Annotated in this window: 10 protein-coding genes; 3 read left to right on the top strand and 7 right to left on the bottom strand. The window is 70.6% G+C overall.

Features of this window, described 5'->3' with window-relative positions:
* The first annotated feature begins 17 nt into the window (after positions 1–17).
* Entirely contained in the window at positions 18–734 is a 717-nt protein-coding gene (locus ACWC1K_RS17500) for a Mut7-C RNAse domain-containing protein (RefSeq protein WP_450832254.1), read from the top strand.
* Here the strand turns inward: ACWC1K_RS17500 and ACWC1K_RS17495 are convergent.
* The 5 genes from ACWC1K_RS17495 to ACWC1K_RS17475 all read right to left on the bottom strand — a co-directional run bounded on the left by ACWC1K_RS17495 (position 731) and on the right by ACWC1K_RS17475 (position 9,462).
* A complete protein-coding gene (locus ACWC1K_RS17495) occupies positions 731–3,136 on the bottom strand; it encodes a galactose oxidase-like domain-containing protein (protein ID WP_450832252.1) in 2,406 nt (801 codons plus the stop codon). The genes ACWC1K_RS17500 and ACWC1K_RS17495 overlap by 4 nt on opposite strands.
* Positions 3,133–4,326, bottom strand: coding sequence for a glycosyltransferase (locus ACWC1K_RS17490; RefSeq protein WP_450832250.1), 1,194 nt, complete (start codon positions 4,324–4,326; stop codon positions 3,133–3,135). Before ACWC1K_RS17490 ends, ACWC1K_RS17495 begins: the two co-directional genes overlap by 4 nt.
* Complete coding sequence (locus tag ACWC1K_RS17485; protein ID WP_450832248.1) at positions 4,323–5,972, bottom strand: ArnT family glycosyltransferase; 1,650 nt, start codon at positions 5,970–5,972, stop codon at positions 4,323–4,325. Before ACWC1K_RS17485 ends, ACWC1K_RS17490 begins: the two co-directional genes overlap by 4 nt.
* Positions 5,969–7,237 (bottom strand): glycosyltransferase, encoded by a 1,269-nt coding sequence (locus ACWC1K_RS17480; RefSeq protein WP_450832246.1) that lies wholly within the window; start codon positions 7,235–7,237, stop codon positions 5,969–5,971. The genes ACWC1K_RS17485 and ACWC1K_RS17480 overlap by 4 nt, the downstream gene beginning before the upstream one ends.
* Before the next feature lie 191 nt (positions 7,238–7,428).
* On the bottom strand, positions 7,429–9,462 hold the full coding sequence (locus ACWC1K_RS17475) for a thioredoxin domain-containing protein (RefSeq protein ID WP_450832244.1): 2,034 nt from the start codon (positions 9,460–9,462) through the stop codon (positions 7,429–7,431).
* Positions 9,463–9,601: 139 nt separating this feature from the next.
* Here ACWC1K_RS17475 and ACWC1K_RS17470 point away from each other — a divergent pair, with 139 nt between their 5' ends.
* Positions 9,602–12,802 carry a tetratricopeptide repeat protein gene (locus tag ACWC1K_RS17470; protein ID WP_450832242.1) on the top strand — a complete coding sequence of 1,067 codons (3,201 nt, stop codon included), beginning with the start codon at positions 9,602–9,604 and terminating at the stop codon, positions 12,800–12,802.
* Between the two features lie 21 nt (positions 12,803–12,823).
* On the opposite strand, the gene ACWC1K_RS17465 is transcribed toward ACWC1K_RS17470, so the two are convergent.
* Positions 12,824–13,072: a hypothetical protein gene (locus ACWC1K_RS17465; RefSeq protein WP_450832240.1), complete on the bottom strand. Its 249-nt coding sequence runs from the start codon at positions 13,070–13,072 to the stop codon at positions 12,824–12,826.
* Positions 13,065–13,946, bottom strand: a complete 882-nt coding sequence (mca, locus tag ACWC1K_RS17460) for a mycothiol conjugate amidase Mca (protein WP_450832238.1) — start codon at positions 13,944–13,946, stop codon at positions 13,065–13,067. The genes ACWC1K_RS17465 and mca overlap by 8 nt, the downstream gene beginning before the upstream one ends.
* 113 nt (positions 13,947–14,059) lie before the next feature.
* On the opposite strand from mca, the gene ACWC1K_RS17455 reads away from it, so the two are divergent.
* Positions 14,060–14,458, top strand: a complete 399-nt coding sequence (locus ACWC1K_RS17455; RefSeq protein ID WP_450832236.1) for a DUF4307 domain-containing protein — start codon at positions 14,060–14,062, stop codon at positions 14,456–14,458.
* Positions 14,459–14,520: the final 62 nt, after the last annotated feature.

Here is a 14,520-nt window from a genome sequence, read left to right as displayed (position 1 = left end):
CGTGACATCCTGACCGGGTGAACGGTCCCGAGATCCATGTCGAGTTCGCCCCTGACCTGGCCGTGTTCGTCCAGCACAACCTGGAGCGGAGGCTCGCCACCGACGGCGTCTCCTCCCTCGGCCACGTCGTCGAGTCGGCCGGCGTCCCGCTGACCGAGGTCGGGACGCTGTGGGTGAACGGCCGCGAGGTGCCGCACTCGTACGTCCCCGCCGCGGGCGACACCGTGCAGGTCCGGCCCGTCGACCGCCCCCAGCAGGTCCCCGGCGCTCCCCTGCGCTTCCTCCTCGACGTCCACCTCGGCACACTCGCGCGCCGGCTGCGCCTGCTCGGTGTGGACACGGCGTACGAGTCGAAGGACATCGGCGACCCGGCTCTCGCCGCCCGCTCGGCCGCCGAGCAGCGGGTCATGCTCAGCCGCGACCGGGGCCTGCTGCGCCGCCGCGAGCTGTGGGCCGGGGGGTATGTCTACAGCACCCGGCCCGAGGACCAACTCCGAGACGTCCTCGACCGGTTCCGGCCCGAACTCAGGCCCTGGACACGCTGCACCGCCTGCAACGGGCTGCTGAAGGAGGCCACCAAGGAAGAGGTGGCCGACCAGCTGCACGGCGGCACGCACCGGTCGTACGACGTCTTCGCGCAGTGCCGGGACTGCGGCCGCGCCTACTGGAAGGGCGCGCACCACGAACAGCTGGTGGCCATCGTGGAGCGCGCCCTGGAGGAGTTCGCGGGCTAGCTCTTCCTCAGATCCGCCTTTCCGCAGGCCAGACCGTCCTTGTTCGGGTCGAGGCCGAGCGGGTCGTCCCTGCCGTTGACCTTCAGGCGGCCGTAGTGGTTCTGCTTGAGCCAGGTGCAGCGGGACGTGGCCGTCGCCTTCACGCCCGGCGGGAACACGGTCGGCACACACACGTTGACCGAGCCGTAGTGCCGGTCGCAGCCGGAGACGGTGACGGGGACCTTGACCGAGGTGCGCTTCTTGCCGGGCCCCGCGACCTTGCCCGACAGGGAGTCGGCGAAGGAGTGGACGTGGGCGTCGGCGGTGGTGGCGCTCAGGGCCTGCGGGCCCTGGAGGTGCACCCACTTGGCCACCGACGGGACCCCGTTGGCGTCGACCGCGAAGAGCATGTACCAGCCGGGCGGGGCCACATTGGGGTTGCTCGTCACGTTCAGGTCGACATTGTTGCCGTCGACGGACAGCGGCAGGTCGACGAACCGCTGGTTCGGGTCGGAGGAGTGGGTGACGGCGGCCGGGCGGATCAACTCGGCCTTGACGACGGGGTGGTCGACGGTGATCCGCTGGGTGTCGCCGTAGTGCCACTCCGTGTTGATCATCGAAGTGATCGTCGGGCGCTCGCCCTTGAGGAGATAGGGCGGGGTGTAGATCGACACGTTGTGGTTCCAGGTGCCGTTGCCCGGGTTGTCACCGGTCGCCATCACCCGGCCGTCGGGCAGCAGGAACGCGGAGGAGTGGTAGCCGCGGGCCTCGGGGTCGGCGGCCACCGGGTCGAACGTGTTCGAGTCCGGGTCGTAGAGCGAGGCCTCGTAGACCGGGTTGGCCCGGTTGTGCAGACCGCCGCCGGTCTCCAGGACCTTGCCGTCCGGCAGCAGCACCGCGGAGACGTACATCTTGCCCTGGTTGCCGGTCTCGGGGATCTTGCCGTTGCCGAGGTCGACCGTGCCCTGCGGGACCGGCGGCCCGGCGACGTACGACGGGTTGGCCTGCTTGAGGTCGATGACGTCCGTCAGACGGTTGGCGTCCGGGTTGGATTCGATGTTGCCGCCGCCGATGGTGAGGACCTTCTGGTTCTGCGCCGGGGGCAGCAGCACGCTCGCGGACTGGTCGCGCTGGTCCTTGTTCTGCAGGCCCGGGACCTGCGTGACCGTGTTGGCGTTGTAGTCGTAGATCGCCGAGCCGGTGCCGGGGATGTTGTTGCCGAAGACATGGCTGCCCGAGTAGAACAGGCGGCCGTCCTGCATCAGGATCATCGACGGGTACAGACCCCAGTACGACCAGGTCTGGTTGACCTGCCACAGCGCCAGCCACTTCTGCTGGGCGTTCGACCAGTACTCGGCGGTCACCGAGCCGGTCGAGTCCTCGCGCAGACCACCGAAGGAGACGACGTCACCGTTGCCGAGTTCGGTCGCCGACGGGTACCAGTGGCCGTCGTTGAGGTCGTTGGTCTTGCTGTAGGTCTCGGTCTTCGGATCGAAGATGTACGAGTCCTTGTAGCCCTCGTAGCCGTGCGATCCGTCCGCCGTCGGGAACGCCTTGTTGCCGCTCAGTACGAGGACCCGGCCGTCCTGGAGCTGGATGTGGCCGGAGCAGAACATGTCCTTCGGGGTCGGGATGACCTTGTAGGAGCCGTCGGCCGGGTTGTAGACGGCGGAGGTGAAGGTGCCCGCGTTGAAGTTCTCCTCGCTGTTGCCGGAGCCCGCGATCAGCAGCACCTTGCCGTTGTTGAGGACGACCGAGTGCATGGAGCGCACCGGGTTCTGCGTGGGCAGCACGTCCCAGCGGCCGTTCGCGCACTCGTCCGCCGTGCCGGTGCAGGTGGCGGGCGGGGTGACGTCGGGGACCTGGTCCATCGTGTAGTCGTCGGTGGTCGCCGAGCCGGTGCCGTAGACGGAGACACCCCAGGTGATGCGGTCGGTGCCGGCCGGGACCTCGGGCGTGCGGACCGTCGCCCGGGTCCAGCTCCCCTGCATCTCCAGGGTTTTGAGGTCGGTCCAGTACTGCCAGCCGGCCGTGGTGTCGTGCCGGAACAGGGTGATGTTCGCGTCCGGTGTGGTCGTCTTGTACCAGAGCGACAGGTCGTACTGCTTGCCCGCCGTCACCACCGGCGCGCACTCCGTCGACTCGGTGATCAGCGCCTTGCGGTCGCCGTCGACGCGGCGGGTGAGCGAGACCTTCATCGCCCTGGACCCGCTGTGGGCGTCGCTCGTCGTCTCGAAGGTGAAGTCGTTGTCGCCCCAGCCGGACTTCTCCCAGCAGTACGGCATCCCGCCCGTGCCGTCCGTCTCGAAGCCCGGGTTCTTGACGAGGTTGGCGGCCTCGGCGGGCTGGGGTGAGGTGAGGAGCAGACCGGCGGTCAGGGCCCCCACCCCGACCAGTGCGGTTCTCCTGCGGAATTGGTTCACACGGCTCTCCTTGCTGCTGTGCTCTTCCCGCGGCCCCTGCGCGGGAGGTAGACCAGCGCTTCGGTCCCGACGAAGCGCAGAACGAAGGTCGTGACCAGCGCGAGCGCGGTGGCGGTCAGCGCACCCATCCCGAACCGGTTCACGAACAGCGCGATCAGCGGGATGCGCAGCACCAGGTCGGCGTTGGCGAGCAGCGCGAACCGGCCGAGGCGGTCCCACCAGCGCCGGTGTGCGCGGCGGTCGCGGAAGAGCAGGTGCTCGATGAGGACGAAGTTCCAGGCGACGCCGAACTGGTTGGCGAGGATCTCGGCCGGTACGTAGTGCAGACCGGCGACCGTCAGCGCCCACAGCCCGAACAGGTTCGGCAGGAAGCCGCTCGCGCCGATCAGCCCGAAGGCCACCATGCGCGCCACGGGCGAGGCGGTGCGCAGGCCGACGAGATGGCGCAGAAAGCGGAAGCCCTCCTGCGCGGACGACTTGGACTCCCCCGCGAAGCGGTCCTGGAAGACGAAGGGCACCTCGGTGACCTGGCGGGGGCGGCTGCGGACCGCCAGCTCCAGGAGGATCTTGTAGCCGAGGGGCCTCAGGGCCTCGGCCGCGATGTCGCTGCGGCGGATCGCGAAGAAGCCGCTCATCGGGTCGCTGATGCCACGCAGTCTGCGCGGGAACAGGCATTTGGTCAGCCAGGTGGCCCCGCGGCTGACGGCCACCCGGTAGCTGCCGGCCAGCCCCGCGCGGCTGCCGCCCTTGATGTACCGGGAGGCGACGACCAGCCCGGCGTTCGCGCGCTCGCCGGTGGCCACCAACTCCGGCACCAGGGACGGCGGGTGCTGGCAGTCGCCGTCCATGACGACGATCCAGTCCGAGCCCGCCGCCTTCATCCCCTCGACGACCGCGCCCCCGAGCCCGCCGACCGGCTCCTCCCGGTGCAGCACGGTGACCGGGAAGGGGCAGTCCTTGGCCGCCTCGTGGATCACCTCGGGGGTGTCGTCGGTGGAGTCGTCGACGAAGACGACCTCGCAGGGCAGCCGGGACGGCACCGACTCGGTGATCTGGTGCAGGAGTTCGCGGATGTTCGCGGACTCGTTGTACGTCGGCACGACGAGGGTGACGGCGCCGGGCTCGGCGACTTCGGCGCCGCGTACGGCGGGGTCGTCGAGTTCCCCGGGGGCGGTGTACTCGTGGGTCATCGGACGCCTCCGGAGGCGGTCTGGATCTGCCGGATCTCGATGCGGTCGGGACCGGTACCGAAGGTGGCGACCGGAGTGGAGTGCTCGATGGCCGCCCTGACGTGGGGCAGGTCCACCGCGTCGCGCCGCACCGTCGGGGAGGCGACCACGTAGTCGAGGTCCTTCCAGCCGTGCGGCATCGTCTTCGTCACGGCCGGGTCGAGGTCGGCCTTGTAGAACCAGATGACGCCGAGTCCCGGCCGGTAGCCCTCGTGCACCAGGTCCAGCCAGAGCGCGTCGTCGACCAGGACGCGGGTGTCCTTCGGGTGCGCGACCTCGGTGGCCAGCCACTTGGAGGCGGACCGGTAGGGGGCGTTGGCGTCGGCGGTGACCGCGGTGCGGTCGCCGTCGTACCACTTCGGGACGACGTAGGCGCCGGCGGCGAGCGCCAGGACGGCGGCGAGGGTGTAGCGGCCGTACGTCGTCCAGCGCGGTGCGTCGGGGCGCCGCCACCTGCGCAGCACGGCGTGCGCGACGGAGGCGGTGCCCCCGGCGAGGACCAGGGCGAGGAAGGGCAGCGCCTGGATGACGTACATCGCGGGGAGATAGCCATTGGGCCGCAGGGCCAGCGCGGTGAGGATCGCGACCGTGAGGGCCGGTCCGGCCAGGGCGCGGGCGGTGACCGACCAGCGCCAGGTGGCCACCAGCAGCAGCGCGCCGGCGAGGCCGCCCAGCGGCAGGACGCGGTCGTAGTAGAGCCACGAGTGCAGGACGCCCCAGGAGCCGGAGCCACGGTCGAGGACGAAGCCCGAACCCGGCCTGGTCATCTGGTACTTGACGCCGTCGAAGAGCGAGACGTGTCCGCCGCCCGGGAACAACTCGCCCTTCAGCAGGGCGAAGAGGGGGTAGCTCAGACCGATCAGGGCGCAGGCCGTGACGGCTCCCGTCACCGCGAACTTGCGGGTGTCGCGGTGGCTGTGCCGCCACATGGTGACGAACAGCGCGGGGAGGACGACGAGCATCGTCTCCTTGGTGAGCACCGCCGTGGCGGCCGCGAGGCCCGCGCCGAAGTGGTGCCAGAGGTGGCGGCTCGGGGAGGCGGCGAGGGTGAAGGCGAGGAGCGTCCACATCACCGCGAGGTTGTCGAGGAAGATCTCGCGCTGGAGGACGACGGAGAGCGGCGAGAGGCCGAACAGGACCATCGCGAGCCCTGCGGCCCAGCGAGGCAGCGACAGGCGGCGGGCGAGGACGTAGACGAGGACCGCGCTGACCGCGGAGACGATCAGCATCACCGCCCGCATGGAGCCGACGGTCATCGAGCCGGGGCTGAGCCAGGACGGGATCCAGGTGAGCAGGGCTATCTGGATCCAGCCGAGGGGCGGATGGTCGTACCAGTAGGTGTAGTGGGCCAGGCCGCTGCCCTTCTGGACCGCCCAGGCCTGGGCGAGGTAGGTGCCCTCGTCGTCGCTGAGCGTCGGGTAGTCGGCGATGTTCCAGCCCTGCACGACGAGGATCGCCACGAGGAGCGCGCCGCACAGCAGGAGGTCGGGGCGGGAGGAACGGAGGCGTCGGGGTGGCGCCGTCGGGCCGGTCGAACCGGTTTCGGGCGCAGGCTGGCGCTGCGCGGGGACCTTCTGAGAGGTCACCGCGGGAAGGGTGGAGGTCACGCAGGGACGTCCTCTCGGAGTACCGCTGTGTTGTTCAGATGTGCGCCGACGTGGCTGGTCAGCTCCCAGTCGTTGCGGCCGCGCTGCTCACGCCATACGGCGCGGATCGCGGCCCCGGCGAGGAGGACCTGGTAGAAGGGGCCGCCCACGACCAGCTTGAGGTAGTGGACGAGGCGGACGCGGAGCCCGTACTGCTTGCCGAAGTCGTGCAGTCCGACGACCTCGAAGACGAAGGTGACCGCCGCGGTGACCAGCGGCAGGAAGGTGAGGAAGGCGATTCCGACGGGCACGTCCAGGAAGAGCGCGACCGCCGCGTTGAGCGGGATGACCACCCCGGAGAAGGCCTGCAGGAACGGGGTCATCAACGTGTACCGGGCGAGCAGCCGCTGCCCGAAGCCCGGCAGCTGCTTCCAGTCCTTCTTCCGGTAGACCTGGAGGAAGCCCTGGTTCCAGCGGGTGCGCTGCTTCAGCAGCGACATGAGGCTTCCGGGTGTCTCCTCGCGGGTGACCATGTCGGAGTCGTAGGCGACGACGACCTTCTTGCCGACGCTGGACAGCCGTACGCCCAGGTCGCAGTCCTCGGCCAGGCAGTTGGGGTCCCAGCCGTCGGCCTCCCTGAGCACGTCCGTCCGTACGAAGACGGTGTTGCCGCCGAGCGGGATGAACCCCTTCTGCGCGTGCAGATGCAGCCGGGAGCGGAACCAGAAGAAGTACTCCAGGCAGTTGCGCAGGGAGTACCAGCTGGAGTGGAAGTTGATGAGCTGGACGCCGCCCTGCACCACGTCCGCGTGCGTGGTGCGGAAGGCGTGGTCGACATGCGCGAGGAGCTCGGGGTGGACCTGGTCCTCGGCGTCGAAGACCCCGACGACATCACCGCGGCAGTGCGGCAGCGCCGTGTTCATGGCCTTCGGCTTGTTCTTCTTCTCGTGGGTGTCGACGACGACACGGACGCGCGCATCGCGTTCGGCGGCCGCCTCGGCCACCGCCGTGGTCTCGGGGTCGTCGTGACCCACGATCACGATGATCTCGAAGTCGGTGTGCGTGGACTCCAGCAGGCGCTGGATGGTGTGGTCCAGCACGGCCTGTTCGTGCCGCGCCGGCAGCAGCAGCGAGAACGACACGTGTTCGTCCCCGTCCGGTCTGCTGAACCGGGTGGAGGCGAGCACTTCGGGCGTGCGCCACGCGTGCATCTGCCACCACAGGGTGAAGGCCGCCATCCAGAACAAGGCCAGTGAGACGGCAGCGATGAAGACAGACGTCAGCAACAGAATCCCCCCAGATCCCCAATGCCCCCTGCCGCAACAGACGTCACATCTGTCGCGGAACTGTGTAGACATTAAGGCTGATCTGTGAAGTCCGCAGTCCGTTTCCATGAAGAGCGCGTTTCCTGACAACGAGCCCGCGAGTGAGCAATTCGAACAGCGATTGCGTGACCACCCCCTCGCCTGACGGCGTTTCAGCTGGTCAGCGCGGTGCGCAACCGGTCCGGGTCGGTGGTCGGGGCATCACAGGTGAAGTTGCGGCAGACGTAAGCCGCAGGTTGACCCTGCTGGAGCGGCCGGTCGACGAGGAGCGGAAACTCGTCACTCTCCGGAGGCCCTACGGCCACGACCGCGCCCGGGGCGCCGCCCAGAAGTGCCGTGCGGTGCAGGGTCCTTGTGGCGGGGTCGTCGAGCGACGGGCCGACGATCGCGACCTCCCGCGGCCCGTCGAGGAGGGCCTCGGCGACGGCGAGCCCCCAGCCGATGAAACGCGGCACCCGCGGCCCGAGCGCCTTGACCACGCCCAACGCCCGTTCCGCGGCGGCCCGATGGGGCTCGGCGCCGGTGTGGGCGGCATAGCTCAGCAGGGCGCCCGCGGCGGCGGTCCAGCCGGACGGCGTGGCGTTGTCGGTGGGGTCCTGCGGCCGGCGGATCAGCTGCTCGGCGTCGGCGGCGGTGTCGTAGAGACTGCCGGACTCGGCGTCGACGAAACGGGCCAGGACGTGGTCGAGCAGGAACCCGGCGAACTCGAGCCAGACGCCCTCGCCGGTGACCGACGCGAGTGCGAGGAAGCCCTCGGCGACATCGGCGTAGTCCTCCAGCACCCCCGCGTTGGCACCGGCCCGGCCGTCCTTGCTGGTACGGGCGAGGCGGGCCTGCTCGTCCAGATGCAGCCGTACGAGCAGATCGGCGGCGCCGACCGCGGCCTCGACCAGATCGGGGCGGTCGAAGTAGGCGCCGGTCTCGGCGAGGGCGGCGACGGCGAGCCCGTTCCAGGCGGCGACCACCTTGTCGTCGCGGCCGGGGGCGGGGCGCCGGCTCCGGCTGTCGAGCAGCCGCTCACGGATGGAGGCGATCTTCTCGGCGTCGAACAGGCCGTCCTGCTGCGGGAGTTGGAGAACGGACTGACCGTGCTCGAAGGTGCCCTCCTCGGTGACGCCGAAGTAGTGGGCGGCGAGCTCGGCGTCCTCCTCGCCGAGGACTTCGGTCAGCTGCTGGGGCGTCCACACGTAGTACGCGCCCTCGACGTGCCGGCCCGTCCCGTCGTCGCTGTCGGCATCGAGGGCGGAGGCGAACCCGCCCTCGCCGGTGCGCAGTTCGCGGACCATGAAGTCGGCGGTCTCCAGCGCGACACGGCGGGCGAGCTCGGAGCCGGTGGTCCGCCACAGGTGCGCGTACACGCGGCACAGCAGGGCGTTGTCGTAGAGCATCTTCTCGAAGTGCGGGACGACCCACTCACGGTCGACCGAGTAGCGGGCGAAGCCGCCGCCGAGCTGGTCGTAGATCCCGCCGCGGGCCATCCGCTCGCAGGTGTCCGCGGCCATCTGCAGGGCGCCCTCGGCGCCGGTGCGGGCATGGTGGCGCAGCAGGAACTCGATCACCATGGACGGCGGGAACTTCGGCGCGCCGCCGAACCCGCCGCGCTGCGGGTCGTACTCGCGGGTGAGCCCGAGCAGGGCCCGCGCGAGCTCCTCCTCGCCGGGGACCTGTGCGTCGCCGTACGAGATCTCCCGTCCGGCGAGGTCCCGCACGATCTTCCCGGCGACCTCGGCGACCTCGTCCCGCCGGTCCGACCACGCCGAGCGGACGCCCTCCAGGATCTGCCGGAAGGAGGGGCTGCCGTGGCGGGGGGCGGGCGGGAAGTACGTGCCGAAGTAGAAGGGCTCGGCCTCGGGCGTGAGGAACACGGTCATGGGCCAGCCGCCCTGGCCGGTGGCGGCCTGGACGGCCTCCATGTAGACGGCGTCGACGTCGGGGCGCTCCTCGCGGTCGACCTTGACGCTGACGAAGTGCTCGTTGAGGAAGTCGGCGGTGGCCTGGTCCTCGAAGGACTCGTGGGCCATGACATGGCACCAGTGGCAACTCGAGTACCCGACGCTCAGCAGGACCGGTTTGCCGCTCTTGCGCGCCTCCTCGAAGGCCTCGGCCGACCACGGCCACCAGTCGACGGGGTTGTCCGCGTGCTGGAGCAGGTAGGGGGACGTCTCGTGAGCCAGTCGGTTCGGCATGAGGTCCATCCTGCCGCAGTACCCCCGGCGGCACGCGCCAGGCATGTCCCGAAGGCCGGTGATCGCCGCCCCCTGTCGCTGACGGCTTCCCCGAAGGACACTCGTAGGCAAAGGAGTTGGCGCCGGAGGGGGACGTGATATGCGGGACAGCCATCGGGCGGATGCCGAACGGCTGTTGGCCCGGGCCGTGGAGGAAGAGGTACGACGTACGGGCGGACGCACCGACGGGACGGTGCTGCTCTCGCGGTCGCGCGGCGCGCTGGACGCGATGGCCCAGACGGCCGCCGAGGAGTACGAGGCCTACACACGCGCCCTGGACGAGGCGGAGGGCGACCGGCTCACCTTCGGGCAGAGATACGCGAAGGAGGGCGCCGGGACACCCCTGCTGGTGGCGGTCGTCGCGGCGGTCGCGGCGGCGGTGGCCGACCTGGCCTTCGGCACGGACACCGGTACGGCGGTGGGAGTCGGCGTGACGGTCGGCGTGATCGGCGCCGCGGCGACCGTGATCAAGGTGGCAGGGTCCCATCTGCCCGCCGCGCACCACCGGGCCGGCGCCGCGAACCAGCCCGGCGGCCCTGAACAGCTGCGGCTGCAGTGGCTGACGGCACTGGAGGTGCGTGGCATCCGGCCGTTCCTCGACCAGCAGCGGGTGCGCGCCGCATCCACCGGCCCGAAGAAGCCGGGCCCGCAGCTGCGCGGCACCGACAAGAGCGCGGCGGCCCGTGGGCGGAATGTGCTGGCGCAGTCGTTCGCCCAGCTCCCGGAGCCCGCCGGGGCCTTCGCCGGGCGGCGGCAGGAGATGGCGCGCATTCGGCAGTGGGTGCAGGCGTCCCGCGCGAGCACGGACACCCGCCCGACGGTGGTGATCCTGCACGGGGCGCCCGGCAGCGGCCGTACGACCCTCGCGATGCGCGCCACGCACGACCTGAAGGACTACTTCCGCGGCGCCTGCGTGGTCGACCTGCGCGGCGGCAGCCCGGAGGAGCCGCCGCTGTCCACCCGGGACGCCCTGCTGCACCTGCTGAACCGGCTCGGCGCGCCCCGCGAGCAGCTGCTGTTCCGCGAGCGTTCCTCCCCCGACCAGCAGGTCAAGCGGCTGAGCGAGCTGTACCACCAGCATCTGACGGGCCTGCCGGTCACGGTCGTCCTCGACGACGCCTCGGACCCGGAACAGATCCGTACGCTCGTCCCCGAGCGCTCCGACAGCCTGGTCCTGGTCACCGCCCGCGAGCCCATCGAACTCCCCTCCGACCTCCAGGCCCATGTCCACGCGCTGCCGGTCGAGGCGCTGGACGCGGCGGGCGCGGAGGAGCTGCTGGACGCGGCGGCGCAGGACAGCTCGGGGCCGTACGACGCCGATGCGGCGGACCGGATCCGGGAGCTGTGCGGCGGGCTGCCGCTGGCGCTGAGCATCGCGGGTTCGTCGCTGGGCCCGCGCTCGCCGCGGCAGCTGGCCACGGACCTGGCGGCGTACGGCCCCGTCGAACCGATCGAGCGCGTGCTGTGGCTGCGCTACACCGACCAGTCGGAGGCGGCCCGCCGGCTGCTGCGCCGGCTGGCCCTGGCCGGACGTGCCTCCCTCGGTGCCGCCGCGGCCGCCTCCCTCCTCGCGACGGACGAGACGGAGGCGACCCGGCATCTGGTGGCGCTCTCCCGGGCGGGCCTCATCGACCATGTGCGCGGCAGCCGCTACCGCCTCCACGACCTGGTGCGGGCCTTCGCCCAGGCCCGGCTGCTGGACGAGGAGGAGGCGAGCGAGCGCACGGCCGCGCAGGAGCGCCTGATCGTGAACTATGCCAACCTGGCCGACTCGGTGCTGCGGCTGGTCGACGGCAACATGTCGACCCGCTCGGACCGCTTCAGCCCGCACGGCTTCACCTCCCTGGACGAGGCGCTGCGCTGGCTGGACGACGAGTCGAGCTTCATCACCTCCACGCTGCGGCACGCGGAGGGCGTGAACCAGGCTGCGGTGCTGAGCCTGCTCGGCGCGCTGTGCGACTACTGCCTGCTGCGCGGCGACCTCTACCGCCTGGGCGAGATCAGCGAACTGGCGCAGGCCGTCGACCAGGGTCTGCTGGTCCGCTCCGTGCAGTGGCGCACGGGCATCGCGGCCCGTCAGCTGGGCGAGCTGGACAAGGCGCGGACGACCCTCACGTCGGTCGTCGACCTGTACATGGAGGCCCATCACGACGCGGGCGCGGCCCGGGCCCTGTGCTCCCTGGGCATCACCCTGCACCACCAGGGCAACCTCACGGAGGCGGCGGCGAAGCTGCGCGAGGCGCTGGAGCTGCAGGCGGCTCCCGAACTGGCGACGGACCGCGGCTGGACGATGCACGCCCTGGCCGCGGTGGAACGCGACCGCGGCCATGTCCAGGAGGCGCTGCGCCTGCTCGCCGAGTCCCTGGACCTGCACCGCGCCGGCGAGTCCGTGCACGGCGAGGCGTGGGCCCACTTCCAGCTCGGCCAGCTGTCGCTGCGCATGGGCGACGTGCCGCGCGCGGAGTCCGAGCTGAACGCGGCCCTCGACCGCTACGGCCGCACCCGCGACGCCCGCGGCGAGGCCTGGGCCCTCACCCAGCTGGCCCGCGCCCGCCTCGTCGCCGGCGACCCGTCCCCGGCGGTGGACGGCCTGCGGCAGGCGGCCTCCCGGCACCGGGACAACGAGGACGCCCGTGGCGAGGCCTGGACGGTCTACTACCTGGGCCAGGCCCTGGAGGAGACCGGCAACCTCGACCACGCGGTGCGCGAACTGGAACGCTCGCGCACGATGTTCTCCCGTATGCGCGACGTCTACGGCCTGGCCTGCGCCCGCCACCACTCGGCGAGAGTCACCCGCGACCAGCGCGCCGCCCAGACGGGCTCACTCAGGAACTCGGGTTTCGCCCGCCAGCTCCTGGTCGACGCCCGGGCCGACTTCCAGCGCATCGGCGTCGCCCACGGCGAGGCCTGGACCTGCCTGGAACTCGCGGTCGTGGACGCGGGCAATGCCCGCAACCAGCAGGCACTGGCGCTGTGCGACGACGCGGTGGACCTGTTCACCTCGTACGGCGACCAGCGCGGCGCGGACTGGGCCCGCTTCCTGCGCTGCACCCTGCTCCCCTACGCGGCCCCCGGCGGCGTGGAGATCGGCACGGCGGTCGCCCAGGAGGAACTGGCCCAGCTCTCCCGCACCGGCCACCCCCTGCGGGACCGCAAGCTGGACGACTACGTGGAGGCGTATCAGCTGCTGCTGGAGCGGGGCGTGAACCTGGAGGAGGGCTGGCAGGCCTGGCGGCTCGGCATGGTGCCGAGCCGGCATGCGAGGGAGGTGATGGGGGTGCCGGTACCGGCCAGTCACTGACCGCCGGCCACCCCCGCCACGTCAGCTCCGGCGCGCCTCGGAGTCGGCGGAAGACTCCGCGGACCCGGCGTCCGCGTCCGCCGGCTCCTGGAACTTCACCTTGCCCATGTGCCGGTTCATGGACTTCATCAGGGCCCACACCGCCAGGGCCATCGCCGCGAAGACGATGAAGCCGAGGACGCCGGGGGTGACCTTGTTCTCGTCCACCTCCTTGGCGAGGGGGACGAGGTGCGTCATTGCCAGGCTCACGCTTGCGCTCATGTCAGGCATTGTCGCGGACGCCCGCGAAGAGGTCGTCCTCGGGGAGGGAGGTATCGACGAGGGACTTCGCGAGCTCGTACTCCTCCGTCGGCCAGACCTCCTTCTGGATCTCCATCGGAACCTTGAACCAGCCGCCGTCGGGGTCGATCTGCGTGGCGTGCGCGATCAGCGCCTTGTCGCGGATCTCGAAGAACTCGGCGCACGGAATGTGCGTGGTCAGCGTGCGCTCGACGCGCTCGAACTCGCTCCAGCGCTTGAGCCAGTCCCCGTACGGCGACTCCAGGCCGCGGTCCAGCAGCGCGTTGTGCAGCGCCTCGGTGCGGGGGCGGTTGAAGCCCTGGTTGTAGTAGAGCTTGAGCGGCTGGTAGATCGGGCCGAATTCGGACTCCGGGTACTTCTCGGTGTCCGCCGCGCCCTCGAACGCCACCATCGAGATCTTGTGGGTCATGATGTGGTCGGGGTGCGGATAGCCGCCGTTCTCGTCGTAGGTGGTGATCACCTGGGGACGGAAGGAACGGATCTGCTTCACCAGCTCGCCGGCCGCCTTGTCGACGTCCTCCAGGGCGAAGCAGCCCTCGGGCAGCGGCGGCAGCGGGTCGCCCTCGGGCAGACCGGAGTCGACGAAGCCGAGCCACTCCTGCTTGACGCCGAGGATCTCGCGGGCCTCGTCCATCTCCTTCTTGCGTACCTCGTGGATGTGCTCCTCGATGTACTTGTCGCCCTGCAGCTTGGGATTGAGGATGGAGCCGCGCTCCCCGCCCGTGCAGGTCACGACCAGCACGTCCACCCCCTCGGACACGTACTTCGCCATGGTGGCCGCGCCCTTGCTCGACTCGTCGTCGGGGTGGGCATGGACGGCCATCAGTCGCAGCTGGTCAGTCAAGACTCAATCCTCGGTCAGTCGGCGCCCGGTGTGAACCGGCGCGATCGGCGGCTTCTATAGTGACCGAATCCGGGGGAGAAAAATTCCGTGGTCCGGTTTCGGAGAGGACGATCATGAGTACGGCGAGCACGCGGCTGCCCGAGGGCCGCTACGGCCGCTCCTCGGACGAGCGCGCCGACCGCAAGCTCAAGATCGCCGGTGCAGTGCTCGGAGCCTTCCTGCTCGTACTGATCGGCTACTTCGCCTACCACTACGTGGCCCAGAACAAGATCAGCGCCGAGGTGATCACCTTCGATGCGCAGAAGGACGCGGTGAAGGTGCATCTGGAGGTCCGCAAGGACGCCGAGGCCTCCGGCTACTGCACCATCCGCTCCCAGTCGAAGGACGGGGCCGAGGTGGGCCGGGCCGACTTCCACTTCGGCGGACACGCCACCCGCATCGACCGGCTCGTCACGCTGCGTACGACCTCCGAGGGCACCACGGCGGAGCTGCTCGGCTGCCACGCCGACTGACCCGGGCCGCAAATACACAGGCCGTGGCCTGCGGGGATGCAATTCTGATGGCTTATGTCCTC

It is taken from the genome of Streptomyces sp. NPDC001492, from assembly GCF_053597275.1.
This window is presented reverse-complemented; position numbering and strand designations above follow the sequence as displayed.